Raw genomic sequence first — 19,862 nt, forward strand, 5'->3', positions numbered from 1 at the left:
TTTAATCATCGCCGCAGCCATCCTCACAATGGGGCGTTGATATGTACCGCATCCTCATTGTCATCATTCTGATGGTTCCGACATTCTCACACGCAATCAATTACCTTGGCTTTGGCGGCGGCAACTATGTCTACGCTGAACAGGGTAATTTGTACTTTAACATCGACCCTTACGCATTTGATAACCGCTCTTGGACGTATGACAAAACCACAGGATTCAGCGCAGAAATCAAAGTCAACATGGATTTGAAAACCAAGTACACATCTGATGATTGGTTAGAGCAAGTTGTAGCAAACAAAAAGTCTGATGGCATCATGTACGCGAATTACATCAAGCAACCATTCAATTACCAAAACAGAGGCCAATACCAACACACATGGTTTTGGTTGGCTCGTTTGGCACCAAGTGTGGGTGGTTTTATCGGGCGTACTGTTGCTTGGAATAAGTTTAAATCGTGGACTACAGGCTCGGCTGTTGTATATGGTGTTGGCAAGTTTTTTTGTGATGGCTTATTGATAGAAGGAATATCCTGTACATCTGAGGGATTTAAACAAACAGTCGAATACATGTACGTCTCAAAAGTTGTCAATCCTGCTACTCAACAAGTTGTGACCACAAATACGATTTATGCAACCCGTGATGAATATGTCAGTCATGAAAAACTCATTGCCGTTGTTCAGTCAAAATTAAAGCCAGTTAATCCTAATGGCTCAACGCTTGAATATTGCAATGTCAATGTTAATGTCAATTGCTATTACAAAAGACCTGCACCGCAGACTGGTTACGATGGTTATTCTTTTTCATGGGCAACGATGAGTAAACCATTAACTGAAGAAAGATTGATGGAAGACCGTGATTTATTAAAATATTTCGATGAAGTGTGTGCAAAATTCCCAAGTGAGTGCATCAATGAGCCGACTCAGGGAAAGAACATCAAAGACGTTCAGCTTACTGGGGGCGTTGTTGGTTCACCAGTAAATGTAATTGGCCCTCCTTACACCAATCCCATCACGGGCACATCACAGCAAGATCAAGTCATCATCGGTGGTTCAAGCTCTGGTATTGGTGTTAACTCGGCCACAAATGATTCTTGGGAGTACAGCCCAACACTTGGACAAAGTGGCACACTTAACCCAACCCAAGTGACATCCATCCCACGTCCCGACTTGACCAACACAGATACTGCTCCAGTAGCTAAGCCCAACGAGCAAACAGGCACCAAGCCGCAAGTAGTTGTGCCACCTGTTACAGTTCCTGAGTTCACAGACCTGAACGATATGATTGACTTCTGCAAAGCCAATCCCAAGGCCATGTCATGCATTGAAACGGGTACGGGAGAAGAGGCCGAATCCATCTTCGATAAAATCAAAATACCTGAAATAAACCTACCTACCGAATTCAGCAAAGACAATTTTTTGCCAGCTACCGCAGCTTGTCCAGCACCAACAAGCATTGTTACCAGTCACGGCACAATCATGTACAGCTATGACAAGCATTGCGAAATTGCCGCCTTTCTAAGACCCATTATTTTGATTATGGCCACCATTACAGGCCTGTTCATCATCATAAGGAGTAAAGACTAATGCCAGCCGTTTTAGCCGCCGTGCTTGCCCTCGTTGCCCGATTCCTTGTAACCAAACTGATAACCGCTTTTGGCATAGCATTTGTCACTGGCGGTATCAGTGCCTATATGCTCAACAATTTTAAATCCATCATTCTGACCCAAATAAACAGCATGTCACCCACCATTTACAGCATCACCATGATTGCAGGATTGGGCGAGGCACTGTCCATCATTTTCGGAGCTATTGCGTTCAAAATCGCCCTGACAGTCGGTAAAAAAATCTTCTTTGGTGTCACAGGGTACGGCGTATGATTATCCTGATGACCGGCAATATGGGAACAGGCAAGACATCAAAAGTCATTCAAATGATTATTGATAATGAAGATAAACTGGCAGAAATGCCAGTTTATGACACTGACGGCAAGACGATTTTAGATTGGATTAAACGTCCAATTTACACTGCACACATTGATGGCATTGATGAAGTAAAACTGGGTGTTTGTTCAGTCACACATGAACATATGCGCAGCGACACATTAGAAAATCTGTTCCCAGTCGGCTCATTGATTATTGTCGATGAGTGTCACTACGTTTACCCCGTCCGCCCCAGCTCACGCCCTGCACCTGATTACATCGCCAAACTGACAGAATTACGCCATCAAGGCCATACACTCATTATCATGACTCAGCATCCTGCCAACATCGACAGCTACGTTAGAAACTTGGTTTCAAGACACATACACTTAGCCCGTAAACAGGCCACTACACGCTTGTATGAATGGAATGAGTGCATGACAAGCTTTAGTCCTATGGTGCTTAAAGATGCCACCTCACGCCTCTACAGGCCGCCTAAAAAGGCATTTGATTATTACAAAAGCTCTTCTGTTCACGTCAAGCACAAACGGCGTATTAGTCCAATGGTTTACGTTCTGCTCGGTTGCATCATATCCATCGCATTCATTATTTACCGCTTCTCAGGCAAAAATGAACCTGAACAAGCGATTAGCGTAGCACCACAAACAGAACTCGATGTGCAAATGGCAAGCGACGTATTACCAAATGCTACCCAACCAAACATGGCCACAACATCGAGTGGTGCAAATAATGATACCCCTCAAGCTGGACAATCTTTAAAGCCTACCGACTTCGTACCCACGATTCCTGAGAAACCTGAATCTAAACCACTCTACGACGGCATACGCCAGCCCAAGACATTCGAGCAGGTTAAAGGGGTCATGATAAGCAAAGGCAAATGCACTGCTTACAGCCAACAAGGTACGGTCGTAAATGTTTCCGATGTGTTCTGTAAGAAGTGGGCAAAGGAAGGTTTACCGTTTGACCCGTACCGCGACCCAACACCGCCAATACAGCAAGGCCAGCAACAAGCGCAGCAACAAAACAATGCCAATGTACTGTCATTGACTGACAGCACTACAAAAGACACAATGAGGCCATCTGTAAAACTTGATGCTCAGTGATGCTTAAAACTATTTTCAAAAGTCTTATTTGGTTGTTGTTTTTAGTTTTTATTATTATAAAAACTGGTTACGTTAGTAATTTTATAAATATTTTTGTTGGAATTATTGCAATTTATTTGATATCTATTTCGATATTACCGTTTAAATTTAATACTATTTTTACTGGTGTTAGTAGGGGTGAGTTGATTATTGATATTCTTGTATTGCTTACAATATCGGTAACTTTCTTTTTCTTTGAGGGTTATATTGTAGGTTGTCTATTGTTGTTTGGAATCATTTTGGTTCTTAACAAGGCGTTTCGATAGAAACGGTTTTTATTAAGTTAAGCAGTACCAGCCCCAGATATACCGCACTAGCCGCTAAACCTAGAGTTTGCACAAAAGATTGGTAACTGGGGCTTTCTATTGTCTAAAAAATCTGAACAGTATCAAAAGCGGCAATGATAGTAAGCTAGCTTGCATATAAGGGGAGTCTCATGTATTTAGGTTTAGACATTGCCAAGGCAAAGATTGATTGTTGTTTAATGCACGATACAAAATACCTGCACCGTACATTCGAAAACAATCAAGACGGTTTCATCAAGCTGACAAACTGGTTAGAAAAACATACAGCAAACAAGGTTTACGCCTGTTGTGAGGCCACTGGGTCATACAGTGAAGCCATCGCCGACTATCTGCACGATACTGGCCACAAGATTTCTGTAGTCAATCCTCTACGCATTAAAGCATTCGTTACCAGTGAATTACAAAACGTCAAAACAGACAAACAAGACGCAAAAAGCATTGCGATCTACTGCCAAAGAAATCAACCAGATTTGTATAAACCGGCCTCACCATCTGAGAGAGAATTAAAAGCCCTTACACGCTACTTGGATGGTTTGAAAGACTTGCTCACATCTCATACCAATCGTTCCCTAGTCGCACATCATTCAGTAAAGCCCTACATTGAAACCAGTATTAAAAACACCAAAGCAGAAATCAAAGTCATAGAGAAAGTCATCCAGTCACGCATCAAGTCTGATGGTGATTTGAATCAACAGGCAAAGCTTCTAAAATCCATCACAGCCATCAGCGACGGCACAATACCGCACATACTCACACTGTTTGCAGACAAGCAATTCAAAACCGCCAAACAAGCCACAAAGTATGTCGGCCTCAATCCCATCATCAAACAATCAGGCAATAAATCAACAAGGCATTTGGCAATCTCAAAGATGGGCGACAAGTACATACGTTCAGCACTGTACATGCCAGCCGTTGTAGCGTTCCGTATGGCCGTTTACCAACCGTTTATCAGACGTCTGAAAGACAAGGGAAAGACCAACAAGCAGATTATTTGTGCAATGATGCGCAAGCTCTTGGTTTACTGCTTCACAGTTCTGAAAACAGGTAATCAGTTTGACCCAAAAACCATCCTAAACCAACAATCGTGAAATTAAGTGTCAAGGGCGGCAAAGCCGTGCATTTCACCCTTGACACTTTACCAATCAAAAAACACTCAGCCCAAGGGTAGGTAGTTGGCTTTTCAACTGCCTGCCCTTGCGGCGTCGCAAGTGAGACACGCCGTAGGCATAGAAACCTAACAATTTCTGCAATATTGACTACAAAAACCAACGAATTTTAATAATAATGTTGACTTTATCAATACAGTATCTTTTGTATTCATTCACCATATTGACCACTTCACCATATTGACCACTCCCAATACTGTAAGTTATCCATACAGATAACGCATTTTATGCGACAATGAGCCCACGATGTCGTCACATAGGAAAGGATAGCTGTGTACTGGTTAATTGCTGCAGTCATACTGGTGGTTCTGGAAATGTTTGTCGGCACATTCTATTTATTGGTCATCGCCACCGCGCTAGCCACCGTCGGCCTGACCGAATGGCTGTTTGGCACCGGCATGGAATTCAACTTGGCCTTATTGGGCGTGTTGTGTTTCGGTGGCATCTTCATGGCGCGCCGCTACCAAAAACGCCGCTCACGCGCCAATGTTCAAGTGAACCAGCCTTTGGACTTGAATCAAGTGGTCAAAGTCGAGCAACACTTACATGACAATGTTTACCAAGTGCATTACCGTGGCGCGGTTTGGCAAGCTCAATTACAAGACAGCGACGACATCGCCATCGGTCAAACCGCTTACATCAGCGGCCGCCAAGGCAATGTTTTGCACATCCGTTCCACTTTATTCATACCCACATCTGAGGAGAGCGCATGACTTATTTTCTGACCATACTCGCCGTCGGCATCATTTTCCTAGGCCTAAAAAGCTTTAAAGTGGTGCCACAACAAGAAGCCTATGTGGTGGAACGTTGGGGTCAGTTTCACAATGTGTTGGAACCCGGTTTGCGTTTTTTGGTGCCGGTGATGGACAAACTCGCCTACCGCCACTCGCTCAAAGAAATCCCTTTGGATGTGCCCAGCCAAGTGTGTATCACCCGTGACAATACCCAACTTACCGTCGATGGCGTGTTGTATTTTCAAGTGACCGACCCGCAATTGGCGTCTTATGGCAGCAGCAATTACATTTTGGCGATTACCCAATTGGCGCAAACCACTTTGCGCTCGGTCATCGGTCGCATGGAATTGGACAAGACGTTTGAAGAGCGGGACGACATCAACCGCACCGTGGTAGCGGCTTTGGACGAAGCGGCGGTGTCATGGGGCGTGAAAGTATTGCGTTACGAAATCAAAGACTTGGTGCCACCACAAGAAATCTTGCGCTCTATGCAGCAGCAAATCACTGCCGAACGTGAAAAACGCGCGCGCATTGCCGAATCGGAAGGCCGCAAAATCGAGCAAATCAACTTGGCCGATGGTCAGCGCCAAGCCGAAATCAAAAAATCTGAGGGCGATGCCCAAGCGGCGGTGAACGAGTCCAATGGTGAAAAAGTGGCGCAAATCAACCGCGCTGAAGGTGAGGCGCAAGCCTTGTTATTGGTGGCCAAGGCCACGGCCGAATCCATCAATTTGATTGCCGGTGCGGTGCGCCAACCCGGTGGCATGGAAGCGGTGAATTTGAAAGTTGCCGAACAGTATGTGGAACAATTTGGTAAACTGGCCAAAGAAAGCAATACCTTGATCATGCCTGCCAACGTGGCCGACATCGGCTCTCTTGTCAGCGCCGGTATGCACATCGTGCAAGGCAATAAAGCCAATCAAGGCGTCCTGAAACCATAATATAAGTACAACAGGGCTTCTTAGGAAGCCCGCATCACATCATGAAGATTTACCACTACCAACTGCCGCTGCGGCAGTTTTTATTGCTCGCTGTTTTGATTTGCCTGTCGTTTTCTACTGTGCGCTTACTGGCCGCTTACACGCCCTTACATGGGGTGATGGCAGCGGTATTCAGCGCCTTATTGTGGGCGGCCATTCCTGCCAAATACCTGAACAAAATTCACATCAGCCGTTTTTTACTGCTGGACGCGGTGTATGTCGGCGTGTTTATCTCGCTAGACGCATTCATCAGCGGCTGGGGCTTGAGCATCGCGGCCTGTATTTTAGCCAGCGTGGTGTATTTGGCCAGCAACCGTTTGCTCACTGGCTTGGGCGGCCGTTTGGGCATGCAAGCATTTATTGCCTGCGTCATCTTATTGGGGGTACACACATGTTTACAGTGGCAATAATTCTCGGCCTGTGCGTGTGTCTTGGCACGTATTACGCCATTCACCAGCGCCAAATCGTGCCAGTTTTGGCCTCGGCCGTCGCTACCATGATTGCCTTATTGTTGGCCAAAACCTTGCCCAGCGCTTGGCAAATCGACAGCGAATTGTGGCATTTGTTTTGGTTTGGCAGCAGTTTTTGCGGCATGAACAACAACCGTTGGATTACGCTGCGCAGCGTGGGTTTGGTGTGGTCAGGTTATGCGCTGTTGTTTTGGCTGTTGCACACCCACATGCCGTGGCCGGGTGGCAGCATGGGCAGCATGGCGGTGTTGTCGGTAACGCTGTGGATCTTGGCAGCCAAACTGATGAACCGCCACCAACACCCGCATCCACAAGCCTAATCTTACAGGCCGCTTATCGTGTCGCAACGCAAGCATGGCTTTGCCCTGCTTCATACAAAGCGGCCTGTAAACCCCTATTGATGGCTTAGAAAACACGCCACGGTGATGGTTTGCAATACACCATTCATGCTCAGCCATCATTGCCACATTGCGCATCGCCGCACCAACATGGCCATTACCATCTACAGGCCGCTTCAATGCACAAAAACCTGTTACGCCAAGTAACAGGTTTTGTATCACAGCTCATGCAACCGATACCTTACAGGCCGCTTAAGTCTTATGAAACCGTGCTTTCCACTTCGGTGGCGCTTTTGTCTTCATGCTGTTGGCGCATTTGCAAAAAGCCGTCCCACATCATCAACATCAAACCTATCCACACCAAACCATAGGTAATCATCGCGCTGGCTGTCAATGGCGCATCCAAAAACACGATGGCCACAATAAACAGCAAAATCGGTTCGCCATACGTCAACATGCTGAACAAAGTCAGCGGCAAAGTGCGCGCACCGTACATCACCCAGAACATGGCCAAGGCGCTGAACACGCCCAAACTGATGATCAGCGGCGTGAATTGCCATTGCGACGCCACCATAGCCAAGCTGTCCGAGAACAACAATAAATAAGCCAAGGCAAATGGCGCAATCAACAGCAAGTCCAACCACAAGCCTACCAAAGCCGGCACTTGCAAATGGCGGCGTATGCCAAAATAAAACGGGTACGACAAACAGCAGAACAAGGTAATCCATGACAGCGATTCCGCCGCCCACATTTCGTGCATCACGCCAACGCTGGCAAACGCCACCGCCCATTTTTGCCATTTGTTCAAGCGTTCACCAAACACCACCATGCCCATCAGCAAAGTGGTCAATGGCAGCAAAAAATAGCCTACCGCCACATCGATGCCATAGCCATTGACCGGCGCCCACATAAACACCCAAAAATTGCCAGCCACCACCAAGGTTGAACCGATAAATAACAGCCATTGCCATGGTTGTTGGTTGATGCGCCCTACAAATTCGCGCAAAGCCGCCCAGCCGCCGCCCATGCTCATCATGGCACTGAGCGCCACCAACATGGCCACCATGCGCCACGCAAACACATCGCTGCCCACCATGGGCTGCATAAAATGGCTGTACAAATACAGCACACCAAATAACACATTCGACAACAAAACTGCTGCGATACCACGGCGCGACACCAGCATGACACCCAACCCAAGCGGAAAAATGAAAAGTTCGATTATATCTTACTCACTTGGCCCAAGTCTTTGATTACTGGTAAATTCTGCATTTTGCAACGCACAATGTTAATTTTTTACCTCAGTTTGAGTATTTAGAAATCCAACTCGATTACAGACACTGACACAACAGCATTAATGACATGTGGGTTTTACACTCTAAGACAACAATTTAACTGTTTACTTTATTTTATTGGCATAGAGCTTGCATCACTCTAGAAAAACCAACACATTTTCGAGGAAGCCATCATGAGCACATTACAACTGATTAAAGGAAAGCAACAAGAAATCAGCTTGCATGAGAAAATTGCTCAACTGATTGCGCGCTTATCCGAACACAATAAAAAACACTGCTTGGAATTGATCATGGCTTTGGAAGCCGAAGAACGCGTGTTGTTTTTGAATGCTTTCATGATGGCCGTAACGACTTTGCCCGATACTGCTGCTGCGGCGGCGTGATTCCTCGCTTTTTCATCATTTCCCTATTGTCACAAATGCCGAGCGCTTATACCCCCAAATAGGCTTCTCGGCTGCCCAACCAACGCTGTAAATGCACATCCACCACCGCACTGTTTTCCGCTATCAACCACTGTGCCACATCTCGTGCTTGCTCAAGCAAATGCACGTCTTCTTCCAAATTGGCAAAACGCAATAAGGGTATGCCGCTTTGTTTGGCGCCCAAAAATTCACCTGGTCCACGGATATTCAAGTCTTGTCTGGCAATTTCAAAACCATCGGTGTGTTCGTATATCACTTTCAAACGCGCCTTGGCCAATTCGCTCAAAGGCTCGGTAAACATCAACACACACACACTGGCCGCTTGACCGCGCCCCACCCGACCCCGCAATTGGTGCAGCTGTGCCAAACCCATGCGCTCGGCGTGTTCTATCACCATCAAACTGGCATTGGGCACATCTACGCCCACCTCGATCACAGTGGTTGCCACCAATATGTGGTGCTCATTGTGGATGAATTTTTGCATTTCGCTGGCCTTTTCGGCCGCCTTCAAACGCCCATGCACCAAACCGACTGAATACTCAGGAAAGGCGGCCTGTAACTGCAGATGCGTGTCCACCGCCGTTTGCAATTGCAAGGTTTCACTTTCCTCAATCAACGGACACACCCAATACACTTGCTGACCTTGTTGCACGGTATGACGCACAAACGCCTCGATGTCGTCGCGTCTGCCGGAATGGATTAACTTGGTTTTGATGGGAGTGCGGTTCGGTGGCAATTCTTCTATCACCGACACATCCAAATCGGCAAAAAAACTCATGGCCAAGGTGCGCGGTATCGGTGTGGCCGACATCATCAATTGGTGCACTTCGCGGCCTTTGTTTTTCAAAGCCAAACGCTGGCCAACGCCAAAACGGTGTTGCTCATCGACGATGACCAAGCCCAAATCGGCAAACACCACATCGTCTTGGAACAAGGCATGTGTGCCGACGGCAATGCGGATGCTGCCATCGGCCAAACCGGCTTTGGCAGCATCTTTGGCTTTTTTGCGCGTGCTGCCCGCGAGCCACGCCACTTCTATGCCCATGGGCTCTAGCCACTGAGTGAATTTTTGAAAATGCTGTTCGGCCAAGATTTCGGTTGGTGCCATCACCGCCACTTGTGCTCCAGCTTCGATGGCATTCAATGCCGCCAAAGCAGATACAATGGTTTTGCCACTGCCCACATCACCTTGTAACAAACGGTGCATCGGATAGGTTTGCAACATATCGTGTTTGATTTCGGCCAGCACTTTTTGCTGTGCCGCCGTTAATTGAAATGGCAGCGCGGCCAATAAGCGTGCGCACCAAGCACCATCGCCTTGCAATTTCGGCGCGCTGCCACTGCGGCGCTGGTCGTAAGCCAATTTCATCGACAATTGTTGCGCCAGCAACTCATCGAATTTCAAGCGTTGCCACGCAGGTAATTGACCATCGTGCAATTGTTGCGGTGTGTATTCTGGCGTTGGGTCATGCAATAAGCGCACGCTGTCGGCAAAACTGGGCAAGCGCAGCGATTGCAACAATGAATCAGGCAGAGTATCGCTCAAATCGGCTTTGCTTAAAGCCGCATGGATGATTTTGCGCAACATCGGTTGGGTCACTCCACTGACAGTGGGATAAACCGGTGTCAGTGTTTCGGACAGAGCATGGTTATCGGCGGCACGGATTTTCGGATGTATCATCTCATCGCCATAATAGCCTTGCTTGATTTCACCAACGGCGCGCACGCGCTTGCCCTTGCTCAATTGCTGCTGTTGGCTGGGGTAAAAATGGATAAAGCGCAACATCAACACACTGCCGGCATCGTCTTGCAGTTTCACCACCAATTGTTTGCGCGGTTTGAATTGCACTTCTTGTAACAATACCTCACCTTCCACTTGCACAGGCACACCTAACTGGGCATCGTCTATCATGGTGATGTGGGTTTCGTCTTCATAGCGCAGCGGCAGGTGTAAGACCGCATCCCAAAGATTGTGGATGTGCAATTTTGCCAATTTGGCTTGCACTTTGTCGGTCACACCCAAATCAATTAAATTCATACTGGGCGACACCTTTGGACAAATGAAGATTGAAGATATGCATGTGTTGGCGCTGACGCGGCGACTGTGAAATGAACGTCAATTATATGATGATGGGGATAAGGATGCCAGTTTGAGCGGCATGAGAACACAGCGGCCTGTAAACTCGCAGACATAAAAAAGCGCCTTATTGCTAAGACGCTTTTTGCTTCCCTTAAGTGGCTGCCAGCGTAAGCCCCGCAAACCAAGCATCTGTGCGATGCGATTGATATTCAATTTTTATGCAAATGAGTATACATTATTTTAATGTCATATCTATTGCGATAACTCAAAAAAAAATGCCAAAAATTGCATAAAATCCGCTATGGATATCATTTCAATTGAAACCAAACCATACAAACACTCTAAATACCTACTTACAGGCCGCTTAAGCTATAATGTCTGCCATTTTTACCGTTTTGAATTGGCACGCCATGTACACCTCTGCTGCCCAGCATTTAACCACCCTCCGCGATGTTTTCCGCTATACCGTCAGCCAGTTTAACGCCGCCGAATTATTTTACGGCCATGGCAATGACAATGCTTTTGACGAAGCTGCTTATTTGGTTTTGCATTGTTTGCAATTGCCCATGGACACTTTGGACACGTTTTACGACGCAAAATTGTTGCCAGAAGAAATCGATGCCATCTTGGCCTTGGTGCACGAACGCATAGACACCCGCAAACCCTTGGCCTATCTCACCAATGAAGCCTTCCAAGGCGAATTTGATTTTTACGTCGACGAACGTGTGTTGATTCCACGCTCGTTCATCTATGAATTGCTCGGCGAGCCTTTAACGCCGTGGATAGAATTCCCTGAACTGGTGAACAACGCCTTGGATTTGTGCACTGGCAGCGGCTGTTTGGCCATACAAATGGCGCACCACTATCCTGCCGCACAAATCGATGCCGTCGATTTGAGCTTGGATGCGTTGGAAGTGGCCGCCATCAATGTCGAGCGTTATGGTTTGGACGAGCGCATACAACTCATCCATACCGATTTGTTTGAAGGCATAGAACAAACTTACGACTTGATCATTTCCAATCCACCGTACGTCGATGCCGAAAGTGTGGAAGCTTTGCCAGAAGAATATTTGCACGAACCTGAAATGGCTTTGGGCTCTGGCAATGATGGCCTTGATGCCACTCGAGACATCTTGTTACAGGCCGCCAAATACCTCAATCCGCGCGGCGTGTTATTGGTAGAAATCGGCCACAACCGTGATGTTTTGGAAGCGGCATATCCAGAATTGCCATTCATGTGGATGGAAACCAGCGGCGGCGACGGCTTCGTGTTCTTGCTCACGCGCGAACAATTATTGGGACAAGCCGAATAAGCTCCCAAAGTCCATGACTCACAAAAAGCGGCCTGTAAACAATTACAGGCCGCTTTTATCATCGTGATTAATTGGTCATGCTGTTAGGATTGGTTGAAGCAGCACGATTGAGGATGCGACTTTCCTCAATATTGGCCGGAGCCATGTTCACATCAAAATACTGATTGCGGTTATCCGGATTGGGATAGATGCGGTATGAAAATTCGGTGTTGTTCAGTTTCAACAAAGGCGCGGCAATGTTGAATCCAGGACGACCATCTTTTCCTAGACCCACCAAGCTCAGGATTTTTCCATCATCGCTGATGGACCAATTGCCTTCAAATACCAAACTGCTGTCCATGCTCACACTGCGAAATGTGCCATTATTATGGTAACGGGTCACCCCTGCCAAACGCGCCACAAATTCATCTTTTCCGCTGTAAATCAAACCATTGGAATCGTGGATGCTGCGTGTCACCCAAGTGCCAGTACGCAATAAGGTCAATTCAGATGCATTCATATTGTCAGTGGTGACACCTGTATCCACTGCCTTGGTTTTGGCACCACTACAAGCCGACAAAGCCAAAACACTGGCCACGCCCAATATCGCAATACGTAATGTGGTCTTCATTCTTACCTCCTCAACCGCTGTTGCTGTTAATGTGTTTATTCCATCGCTTACTTGATTGTATTTGGTTGCAAAAACAAATAAGCGTCCTGTACGATTACAGGACGCTTATAAAGTTCTGACTCAATGACAACTAGTGTTTGATTTGTTTCAACACGGTACTGCCAACAAACACAGCCAATACAGGCAATAACCACGCCAGAGAAGCACTTGCCAACGGCAAGTTATCAATCAAATGGGGGGTAAATTGACTGAGCAAACTGATGACCACCGCAGTACCCACAGTGCTGCGATACACCAAACGGCTTGGTTGTAACACTGGGTGTAACAACAACAACACGATTACCGTCATTGCAATTGGATACAAAATCAACAATACCGGAATCGACAAGCTGATGACTTGGTTCAAACCTTGGTTGGCCAAAACCAAACTAATGAGGGTGAATATCCACACATAGGCTTTGTAAGACAAGAAGCTGAACTGCTGGTGGAAGTAATCAGCCACTGCCACAATCAAACCAATCGCAGTGGTCAAACATGCCAACAACACAATCACCGCCACCAACCAAGGGCCGACAGCACCGTAAGTGTCAGAAGCAATGTGCACCAACAAATACACGCCCAAATGGGTGCCATTGGCATTGATTTGCTCTAAAGTCGCCGCATCTAACGGATAATGGTTGCCCGCCCAACCCAAGGCCAAATACACCGCAGCCAAGGCCACACCGGCAATCAAAGCGGCAATCGCGCAATAGCGTGTTACCATTTTTTTATCGGTAATGCCCACTGCATTGACCGCTTGCATCGCAATCATCGCAAACGCAATCGCTGCAATCGCATCCATGGTCAAATAGCCTTCTAAAAAGCCTATGCCCCATGGCGATTCTTGTTCAAAGCGTGGTGTGGCAGTGCTCACGCCCGTTTTGAACATCAAAAAAGCTTTTACGCACAAAATGCAGATGGTGATGAGCAAAGCCGGTGTCAACCATTTGCCTATGACGTCTACCATTTTGGAGCGGTTCAAGCTCAAGGCCAAAACCAAACCAAAAAACACCACAGTAAAGCCAAACAAAGCCATAGGTGATGAACCTAAGCTGGGCACAAAGCCAATTTCATACGAGGTAGTGGCAGTACGGGGAATCGCAAACAATGGGCCTATGGTCAGGTAAATGGCCACCATAAACACCACAGAGAACAATGGATGGATGCGTTCAGACAGGGTTTGGGCGATGCTTTGACCCGATAATGAACCGGAAATCAAGCCCAATAAGGGCAAGCCGACACCGGTAATCAAGAAACCAATTAAAGCAGGCCAGAAATACGTCGCACTTTCATAACCGAGTTTCAATGGAAAAATCAAATTGCCCGCACCAAAAAACAGCGCGAATAAGGTAAAGCCTATAGGTAAAATCTTTTTCATAACCAACTACAATCAAAACAACGAATAAACTTGTTACTGCGTACTGCCGTATAAATAAAAAGCCCTGACTGTTAAGTCAGGGCTTTAGAATGGGGAGTTTGGCGGTGACCTACTTTCACATGGGTAATCCACACTATCATCGGCGCTAAATCGTTTCACGGTCCTGTTCGGGATGGGAAGGCGTGGGACCAACTTGCTATGGCCGCCAAACAAAAAGGGTATTAGAAAGCCGTTTTGTGAAGCGTCTTTGGACTGTTTTCACAAGGTTCGCTTTTTGTAAGTCGCGTATTATGCGCCTTACGTAAACTTAAATCAACAGGTAATGAATTGTATGCTTATTGTAGTAAGCTTCATCATTCGAAGTTCTTCAAATGATAGAGTCAAGCCTCACGAGCAATTAGTATGAGTTAGCTTCAAGCGTTACCGCTCTTCCACACCTCACCTATCAACGTCCTGGTCTCGAACGACTCTTTAGTGTGGTTAAACCACAAGGGAAGTCTCATCTTCAGGCGAGTTTCACGCTTAGATGCTTTCAGCGTTTATCTCTTCCGAACTTAGCTACCCGGCTATGCCACTGGCGTGACAACCGGTACACCAGAGGTTCGTCCACTCCGGTCCTCTCGTACTAGGAGCAGCCCCCGTCAAACTTCCAACGCCCACTGCAGATAGGGACCAAACTGTCTCACGACGTTTTAAACCCAGCTCACGTACCACTTTAAATGGCGAACAGCCATACCCTTGGGACCGACTACAGCCCCAGGATGTGATGAGCCGACATCGAGGTGCCAAACTCCGCCGTCGATATGAACTCTTGGGCGGAATCAGCCTGTTATCCCCGGAGTACCTTTTATCCGTTGAGCGATGGCCCTTCCATACAGAACCACCGGATCACTATGTCCTGCTTTCGCACCTGCTCGACTTGTGGGTCTCGCAGTTAAGCTACCTTTTGCCATTGCACTATCAGTCCGATTTCCGACCGGACCTAGGTAACCTTCGAACTCCTCCGTTACTCTTTGGGAGGAGACCGCCCCAGTCAAACTGCCTACCATGCACGGTCCCCGATCCGGATAACGGATCTGGGTTAGAACCTCAAAGTCACCAGGGTGGTATTTCAAGGACGGCTCCACAGAAACTAGCGTCTCTGCTTCAAAGCCTCCCACCTATCCTACACAAGTGACTTCAAAGTCCAATGCAAAGCTACAGTAAAGGTTCACGGGGTCTTTCCGTCTAGCAGCGGGTAGATTGCATCTTCACAACCACTTCAACTTCGCTGAGTCTCGGGAGGAGACAGTGTGGCCATCGTTACGCCATTCGTGCGGGTCGGAACTTACCCGACAAGGAATTTCGCTACCTTAGGACCGTTATAGTTACGGCCGCCGTTTACTGGGGCTTCGATCCGATGCTTGCACATCTTCAATTAACCTTCCAGCACCGGGCAGGCGTCACACCCTATACGTCCACTTTCGTGTTAGCAGAGTGCTGTGTTTTTAATAAACAGTCGCAGCCACCTATTCTCTGCGGCCCCACATCGCTTACGGAGTAAATCCTTAACGTTATGGGGCATACCTTCTCCCGAAGTTACGGTATCAATTTGCCGAGTTCCTTCTCCCGAGTTCTCTCAAGCGCCTTAGAATTCTCATCCTGCCCACCTGTGTCGGTTTGCGGTACGGTTCGATTTAAGCTGAAGCTTAGTGGCTTTTCCTGGAAGCGTGGTATTGGTCACTTCAGTTCCGTAGAACCTCGTTATCACTTCTCGGTGTTAATGAATTCCCGGATTTGCCTAAGAATTCCACCTACCGGCTTGAACAAACTATTCCAACAGTTTGCTGACCTAACCTTCTCCGTCCCCACATCGCACTTAAATCAAGTACAGGAATATTAACCTGTTTCCCATCGACTACGCATCTCTGCCTCGCCTTAGGGGCCGACTCACCCTACGCCGATGAACGTTGCGTAGGAAACCTTGGGCTTTCGGCGAGGGGGCTTTTCACCCCCTTTATCGCTACTCATGTCAACATTCGCACTTCTGATACCTCCAGCATGCTTCACAACACACCTTCGCAGGCCTACAGAACGCTCCCCTACCACATACGCTTACGCGCACATCCGCAGCTTCGGTTATAGATTTGAGCCCCGTTACATCTTCCGCGCAAGACGACTCGACTAGTGAGCTATTACGCTTTCTTTAAATGATGGCTGCTTCTAAGCCAACATCCTAGCTGTCTGGGCCTTCTCACTTCGTTTACCACTTAATCTATCATTTGGGACCTTAGCTGGCGGTCTGGGTTGTTTCCCTCTTGACACCGGACGTTAGCACCCGATGTCTGTCTCCCGAGGAATCACTTGATGGTATTCTTAGTTTGCCATGGGTTGGTAAGTTGCAATAACCCCCTAGCCATAACAGTGCTTTACCCCCATCAGTGTACCTCGAGGCACTACCTAAATAGTTTTCGGGGAGAACCAGCTATCTCCGAGTTTGTTTAGCCTTTCACCCCTATCCACAGCTCATCCCCTAATTTTGCAACATTAGTGGGTTCGGACCTCCATTACCTGTTACGGCAACTTCATCCTGGCCATGGATAGATCACTCGGTTTCGGGTCTACGCCCAGCAACTAATCGCCCTATTAAGACTCGATTTCTCTACGCCTCCCCTATTCGGTTAAGCTCGCTACTGAACGTAAGTCGTTGACCCATTATACAAAAGGTACGCAGTCACGGAACAAGTCCGCTCCCACTGTTTGTATGCATCAGGTTTCAGGTTCTATTTCACTCCCCTCCCGGGGTTCTTTTCGCCTTTCCCTCACGGTACTGGTTCACTATCGGTCGATGATGAGTATTTAGCCTTGGAGGATGGTCCCCCCATATTCAGACAGGATTTCTCGTGTCCCGCCCTACTTGTCGTTAGCTTAGTACCTTAATTGAGATTTCGAATACGCGACTATCACGCTCTATGGTCATACTTTCCAGAATGTTCTTCTATCTCGACTAATATCACTAACAGGCTTTTCCGTGTTCGCTCGCCACTACTTACGGAATCTCGGTTGATTTCTTTTCCTCTGGGTACTTAGATGGTTCAGTTCTCCAGGTTCGCTTCTCTAGACCTATGTATTCAGTCTAGGATACTCAATAAATTGAGTGGGTTTCCCCATTCGGACATCGCGGGATCAAAGCTTTATTGCCAGCTCCCCCACGCTTTTCGCAGGCTTACACGTCCTTCTTCGCCTATCATCGCCAAGGCATCCACCTGATGCACTTATTCACTTGACTCTATCATTTCAAGAACCTCTGACTTTGTTTAACTGGACAGTTGACGTGTCTTCCTTAAACTTGATTCTCTCTTACAATAAAGCTTACTACTTGGTTGTTACGATTAACGCCTTTTGAATTCGTTAATCGCAGATACAATCATCACCCAAATTACTGTGTTATTTAAGCGGCCTGTAAAGGCTGACTTACGTCTTGCTTAAACAACAACATTGTCTTTTGTTTGTTGATTTCGGCTTTCTAATTTTTTAAAGATCAATGCGTTGCTTTTTATGTGTTTCGCTTTGTACTGCTTATCCGCTCACACGCTTCGCAAATCAAAGACGACTAGTATACCATTTCCTTATTAACAAGGAAACAAATAACAGCCGCAGCTGTTAATCTTCTTTGATTTGCAAAGTTACTACAGCAGTCAGTGGTGGAGGCAAACGGGATCGAACCGATGACCCCCTGCTTGCAAAGCAGGTGCTCTACCAACTGAGCTATGCCCCCTCTGATGTATTGATACTTCGTTGCTCAGTCGCTCACATACATAAGTATGCTTCGCTTCTTCTCGCCTCGTCTGAATACATCATACTCAGCTAACTCCGTACCAACCACAACCATCACCTATAAGTCTTACTTAATAAGTGGTGGGTCTGGGAGGACTTGAACCTCCGACCCCACGCTTATCAAGCGTGTGCTCTAACCAGCTGAGCTACAAACCCAGGTCGTTGCTGTTTCTTCTTGCATCTTCATTTCAGTTTACCGATAAGTGTGAATGCGTCAAGCCTCTTCTATCTCTAGAAAGGAGGTGATCCAGCCGCAGGTTCCCCTACGGCTACCTTGTTACGACTTCACCCCAGTCATGAAGCATACCGTGGTAAGCGGACTCCTTACGGTTATCCTACCTACTTCTGGTATCCCCCACTCCCATGGTGTGACGGGCGGTGTGTACAAGACCCGGGAACGTATTCACCGCAGTATGCTGACCTGCGATTACTAGCGATTCCGACTTCACGCACTCGAGTTGCAGAGTGCGATCCGGACTACGATCGGCTTTATGAGATTGGCTCCACCTCGCGGCTTGGCTACCCTCTGTACCGACCATTGTATGACGTGTGAAGCCCTGGTCATAAGGGCCATGAGGACTTGACGTCATCCCCACCTTCCTCCGGTTTGTCACCGGCAGTCTCATTAGAGTGCTCAACTGAATGGTAGCAACTAATGACAAGGGTTGCGCTCGTTGCGGGACTTAACCCAACATCTCACGACACGAGCTGACGACAGCCATGCAGCACCTGTGTTACGGTTCCCGAAGGCACTCCTCCGTCTCTGGAGGATTCCGCACATGTCAAGACCAGGTAAGGTTCTTCGCGTTGCATCGAATTAATCCACATCATCCACCGCTTGTGCGGGTCCCCGTCAATTCCTTTGAGTTTTAATCTTGCGACCGTACTCCCCAGGCGGTCAATTTCACGCGTTAGCTACGCTACCAAGAGCTTTTAATCTCCCAACAGCTAATTGACATCGTTTAGGGCGTGGACTACCAGGGTATCTAATCCTGTTTGCTACCCACGCTGTCGAGCATGAGCGTCAGTGTTATCCCAGGGGGCTGCCTTCGCCATCGGTATTCCTCCACATCTCTACGCATTTCACTGCTACACGTGGAATTCTACCCCCCTCTGACACACTCTAGTTATCCAGTTTCAAATGCACGTCCCAAGTTGAGCTCGGGGCTTTCACACCTGACTTAAATAACCGCCTGCGCTCGCTTTACGCCCAGTAATTCCGATTAACGCTTGCACCCTACGTATTACCGCGGCTGCTGGCACGTAGTTAGCCGGTGCTTATTCTTTAGGTACCGTCATGACTCATTGGTATTATCAACAAGCTTTTCTTCCCTAACAAAAGTACTTTACAACCCGAAGGCCTTCTTCATACACGCGGCATGGCTGGATCAGGGTTCCCCCCATTGTCCAAAATTCCCCACTGCTGCCTCCCGTAGGAGTCTGGGCCGTGTCTCAGTCCCAGTGTGGCGGATCATCCTCTCAGACCCGCTACTGATCGTCGCCTTGGTAGGCTTTTACCCCACCAACTAGCTAATCAGACATCGGCCGCTCAAATAACGCAAGGTCCGAAGATCCCCTGCTTTCCCCCTTAGGGCGTATGCGGTATTAGCCACTCTTTCGAGTAGTTATCCCCCATTACTTGGTACGTTCCGATGTATTACTCACCCGTTCGCCACTCGCCATCAGGTGCAAGCACCCATGCTGCCGTTCGACTTGCATGTGTAAAGCATGCCGCCAGCGTTCAATCTGAGCCAGGATCAAACTCTTATGTTTAATCTCTAAGCTAATATAACTTCTGGTCTGCTTCTCAAAAGAAAAGAACGAGAAATGATTAA

Annotated in this window: 14 protein-coding genes, 2 tRNA genes and 3 rRNA genes; 10 read left to right on the forward strand and 9 right to left on the reverse strand. The window is 47.5% G+C overall.

Going from position 1 to position 19,862, the window contains the following annotated elements:
- The first annotated feature begins 41 nt into the window (after positions 1 to 41).
- The 8 genes from BN3003_RS05370 (at position 42) to BN3003_RS05410 (ending at position 7,056) form a co-directional block, all read left to right on the forward strand.
- Positions 42 to 1,583 carry an IgG-binding virulence factor TspB family protein gene (locus BN3003_RS05370; RefSeq protein ID WP_058355627.1) on the forward strand — a complete coding sequence of 514 codons (1,542 nt, stop codon included), beginning with the start codon at positions 42 to 44 and terminating at the stop codon, positions 1,581 to 1,583.
- Positions 1,583 to 1,876 carry a DUF2523 family protein gene (locus tag BN3003_RS05375; protein ID WP_058355628.1) on the forward strand — a complete coding sequence of 98 codons (294 nt, stop codon included), beginning with the start codon at positions 1,583 to 1,585 and terminating at the stop codon, positions 1,874 to 1,876. Before BN3003_RS05370 ends, BN3003_RS05375 begins: the two co-directional genes overlap by 1 nt.
- On the forward strand, positions 1,873 to 3,042 hold the full coding sequence (locus BN3003_RS05380) for a zonular occludens toxin domain-containing protein (protein WP_058355629.1): 1,170 nt from the start codon (positions 1,873 to 1,875) through the stop codon (positions 3,040 to 3,042). The genes BN3003_RS05375 and BN3003_RS05380 overlap by 4 nt, the downstream gene beginning before the upstream one ends.
- A 475-nt stretch (positions 3,043 to 3,517) precedes the next feature.
- Complete coding sequence (locus BN3003_RS05390) at positions 3,518 to 4,474, forward strand: IS110 family transposase (protein ID WP_058355631.1); 957 nt, start codon at positions 3,518 to 3,520, stop codon at positions 4,472 to 4,474.
- A 350-nt stretch (positions 4,475 to 4,824) separates the two neighbouring features.
- Complete coding sequence (locus BN3003_RS05395) at positions 4,825 to 5,265, forward strand: NfeD family protein (protein ID WP_058355632.1); 441 nt, start codon at positions 4,825 to 4,827, stop codon at positions 5,263 to 5,265.
- On the forward strand, positions 5,262 to 6,227 hold the full coding sequence (locus BN3003_RS05400; protein ID WP_058355633.1) for an SPFH domain-containing protein: 966 nt from the start codon (positions 5,262 to 5,264) through the stop codon (positions 6,225 to 6,227). The genes BN3003_RS05395 and BN3003_RS05400 overlap by 4 nt, the downstream gene beginning before the upstream one ends.
- Before the next feature lie 41 nt (positions 6,228 to 6,268).
- Positions 6,269 to 6,676: a hypothetical protein gene (locus BN3003_RS05405; RefSeq protein ID WP_058355634.1), complete on the forward strand. Its 408-nt coding sequence runs from the start codon at positions 6,269 to 6,271 to the stop codon at positions 6,674 to 6,676.
- Positions 6,658 to 7,056, forward strand: a complete 399-nt coding sequence (locus tag BN3003_RS05410) for a hypothetical protein (RefSeq protein ID WP_058355635.1) — start codon at positions 6,658 to 6,660, stop codon at positions 7,054 to 7,056. The genes BN3003_RS05405 and BN3003_RS05410 overlap by 19 nt, the downstream gene beginning before the upstream one ends.
- Positions 7,057 to 7,333: 277 nt before the next feature.
- Here the strand turns inward: BN3003_RS05410 and rarD are convergent, their stop codons facing one another.
- Positions 7,334 to 8,260 (reverse strand): EamA family transporter RarD, encoded by a 927-nt coding sequence (gene rarD, locus BN3003_RS05415; RefSeq protein ID WP_058355636.1) that lies wholly within the window; start codon positions 8,258 to 8,260, stop codon positions 7,334 to 7,336.
- 282 nt (positions 8,261 to 8,542) lie between these two features.
- On the opposite strand from rarD, the gene BN3003_RS05420 reads away from it, so the two are divergent.
- A complete protein-coding gene (locus tag BN3003_RS05420) occupies positions 8,543 to 8,752 on the forward strand; it encodes a hypothetical protein (RefSeq protein WP_058355637.1) in 210 nt (69 codons plus the stop codon).
- A gap of 46 nt (positions 8,753 to 8,798) precedes the next feature.
- On the opposite strand, the gene recG is transcribed toward BN3003_RS05420, so the two are convergent.
- Positions 8,799 to 10,829 carry an ATP-dependent DNA helicase RecG gene (recG, locus tag BN3003_RS05425; protein ID WP_058355638.1) on the reverse strand — a complete coding sequence of 677 codons (2,031 nt, stop codon included), beginning with the start codon at positions 10,827 to 10,829 and terminating at the stop codon, positions 8,799 to 8,801.
- Positions 10,830 to 11,281: 452 nt separating this feature from the next.
- Between recG and prmB the strand changes: the two genes are divergently transcribed.
- A complete protein-coding gene (prmB, locus tag BN3003_RS05430) occupies positions 11,282 to 12,184 on the forward strand; it encodes a 50S ribosomal protein L3 N(5)-glutamine methyltransferase (protein WP_058355659.1) in 903 nt (300 codons plus the stop codon).
- Positions 12,185 to 12,251: 67 nt separating this feature from the next.
- Here the strand turns inward: prmB and BN3003_RS05435 are convergent, their stop codons facing one another.
- The 7 genes from BN3003_RS05435 to BN3003_RS05465 all read right to left on the reverse strand — a co-directional run bounded on the left by BN3003_RS05435 (position 12,252) and on the right by BN3003_RS05465 (position 19,800).
- Positions 12,252 to 12,794, reverse strand: a complete 543-nt coding sequence (locus BN3003_RS05435) for a DUF4822 domain-containing protein (RefSeq protein ID WP_058355639.1) — start codon at positions 12,792 to 12,794, stop codon at positions 12,252 to 12,254.
- Positions 12,795 to 12,924: 130 nt separating this feature from the next.
- Positions 12,925 to 14,211, reverse strand: coding sequence for a branched-chain amino acid transport system II carrier protein (brnQ, locus tag BN3003_RS05440; RefSeq protein ID WP_058355640.1), 1,287 nt, complete (start codon positions 14,209 to 14,211; stop codon positions 12,925 to 12,927).
- Between the two features lie 96 nt (positions 14,212 to 14,307).
- Positions 14,308 to 14,421, reverse strand: a 5S ribosomal RNA gene (gene rrf, locus BN3003_RS05445).
- 166 nt (positions 14,422 to 14,587) lie between these two features.
- Positions 14,588 to 17,479: ribosomal RNA gene (locus BN3003_RS05450) — 23S ribosomal RNA — on the reverse strand.
- A gap of 413 nt (positions 17,480 to 17,892) precedes the next feature.
- Positions 17,893 to 17,968, reverse strand: a tRNA-Ala gene (locus BN3003_RS05455).
- Between the two features lie 138 nt (positions 17,969 to 18,106).
- A tRNA-Ile gene (locus BN3003_RS05460) sits at positions 18,107 to 18,183 on the reverse strand.
- Positions 18,184 to 18,262: 79 nt separating this feature from the next.
- Positions 18,263 to 19,800 (reverse strand): 16S ribosomal RNA (locus BN3003_RS05465).
- Together the 16S, 23S and 5S rRNA genes with 2 tRNA genes alongside form the textbook arrangement of a ribosomal RNA operon.
- Between the last annotated feature and the right edge of the window lie 62 nt (positions 19,801 to 19,862).

Source organism: Vitreoscilla massiliensis (genome assembly GCF_001457815.1).
In the GTDB taxonomy this organism is placed as follows: Bacteria; Pseudomonadota; Gammaproteobacteria; order Burkholderiales; family Neisseriaceae; genus Vitreoscilla; species Vitreoscilla massiliensis.

Excerpts from the sequence above, each read along its gene's own strand:
- BN3003_RS05370 (WP_058355627.1), top strand. The coding sequence starts at position 42 with ATGTACCGCATCCTCATTGTCATCATTCTGATGGTTCCGACATTCTCA.
- BN3003_RS05435 (WP_058355639.1), bottom strand. The coding sequence starts at position 12,794 with ATGAAGACCACATTACGTATTGCGATATTGGGCGTGGCCAGTGTTTTG.
- rarD (WP_058355636.1), bottom strand. The coding sequence starts at position 8,260 with ATGCTGGTGTCGCGCCGTGGTATCGCAGCAGTTTTGTTGTCGAATGTG.
- BN3003_RS05410 (WP_058355635.1), top strand. The coding sequence starts at position 6,658 with ATGTTTACAGTGGCAATAATTCTCGGCCTGTGCGTGTGTCTTGGCACG.
- BN3003_RS05380 (WP_058355629.1), top strand. The coding sequence starts at position 1,873 with ATGATTATCCTGATGACCGGCAATATGGGAACAGGCAAGACATCAAAA.
- recG (WP_058355638.1), bottom strand. The coding sequence starts at position 10,829 with ATGAATTTAATTGATTTGGGTGTGACCGACAAAGTGCAAGCCAAATTG.
- BN3003_RS05405 (WP_058355634.1), top strand. The coding sequence starts at position 6,269 with ATGAAGATTTACCACTACCAACTGCCGCTGCGGCAGTTTTTATTGCTC.
- brnQ (WP_058355640.1), bottom strand. The coding sequence starts at position 14,211 with ATGAAAAAGATTTTACCTATAGGCTTTACCTTATTCGCGCTGTTTTTT.
- BN3003_RS05420 (WP_058355637.1), top strand. The coding sequence starts at position 8,543 with ATGAGCACATTACAACTGATTAAAGGAAAGCAACAAGAAATCAGCTTG.
- prmB (WP_058355659.1), top strand. The coding sequence starts at position 11,282 with ATGTACACCTCTGCTGCCCAGCATTTAACCACCCTCCGCGATGTTTTC.
- BN3003_RS05400 (WP_058355633.1), top strand. The coding sequence starts at position 5,262 with ATGACTTATTTTCTGACCATACTCGCCGTCGGCATCATTTTCCTAGGC.
- BN3003_RS05390 (WP_058355631.1), top strand. The coding sequence starts at position 3,518 with ATGTATTTAGGTTTAGACATTGCCAAGGCAAAGATTGATTGTTGTTTA.
- BN3003_RS05375 (WP_058355628.1), top strand. The coding sequence starts at position 1,583 with ATGCCAGCCGTTTTAGCCGCCGTGCTTGCCCTCGTTGCCCGATTCCTT.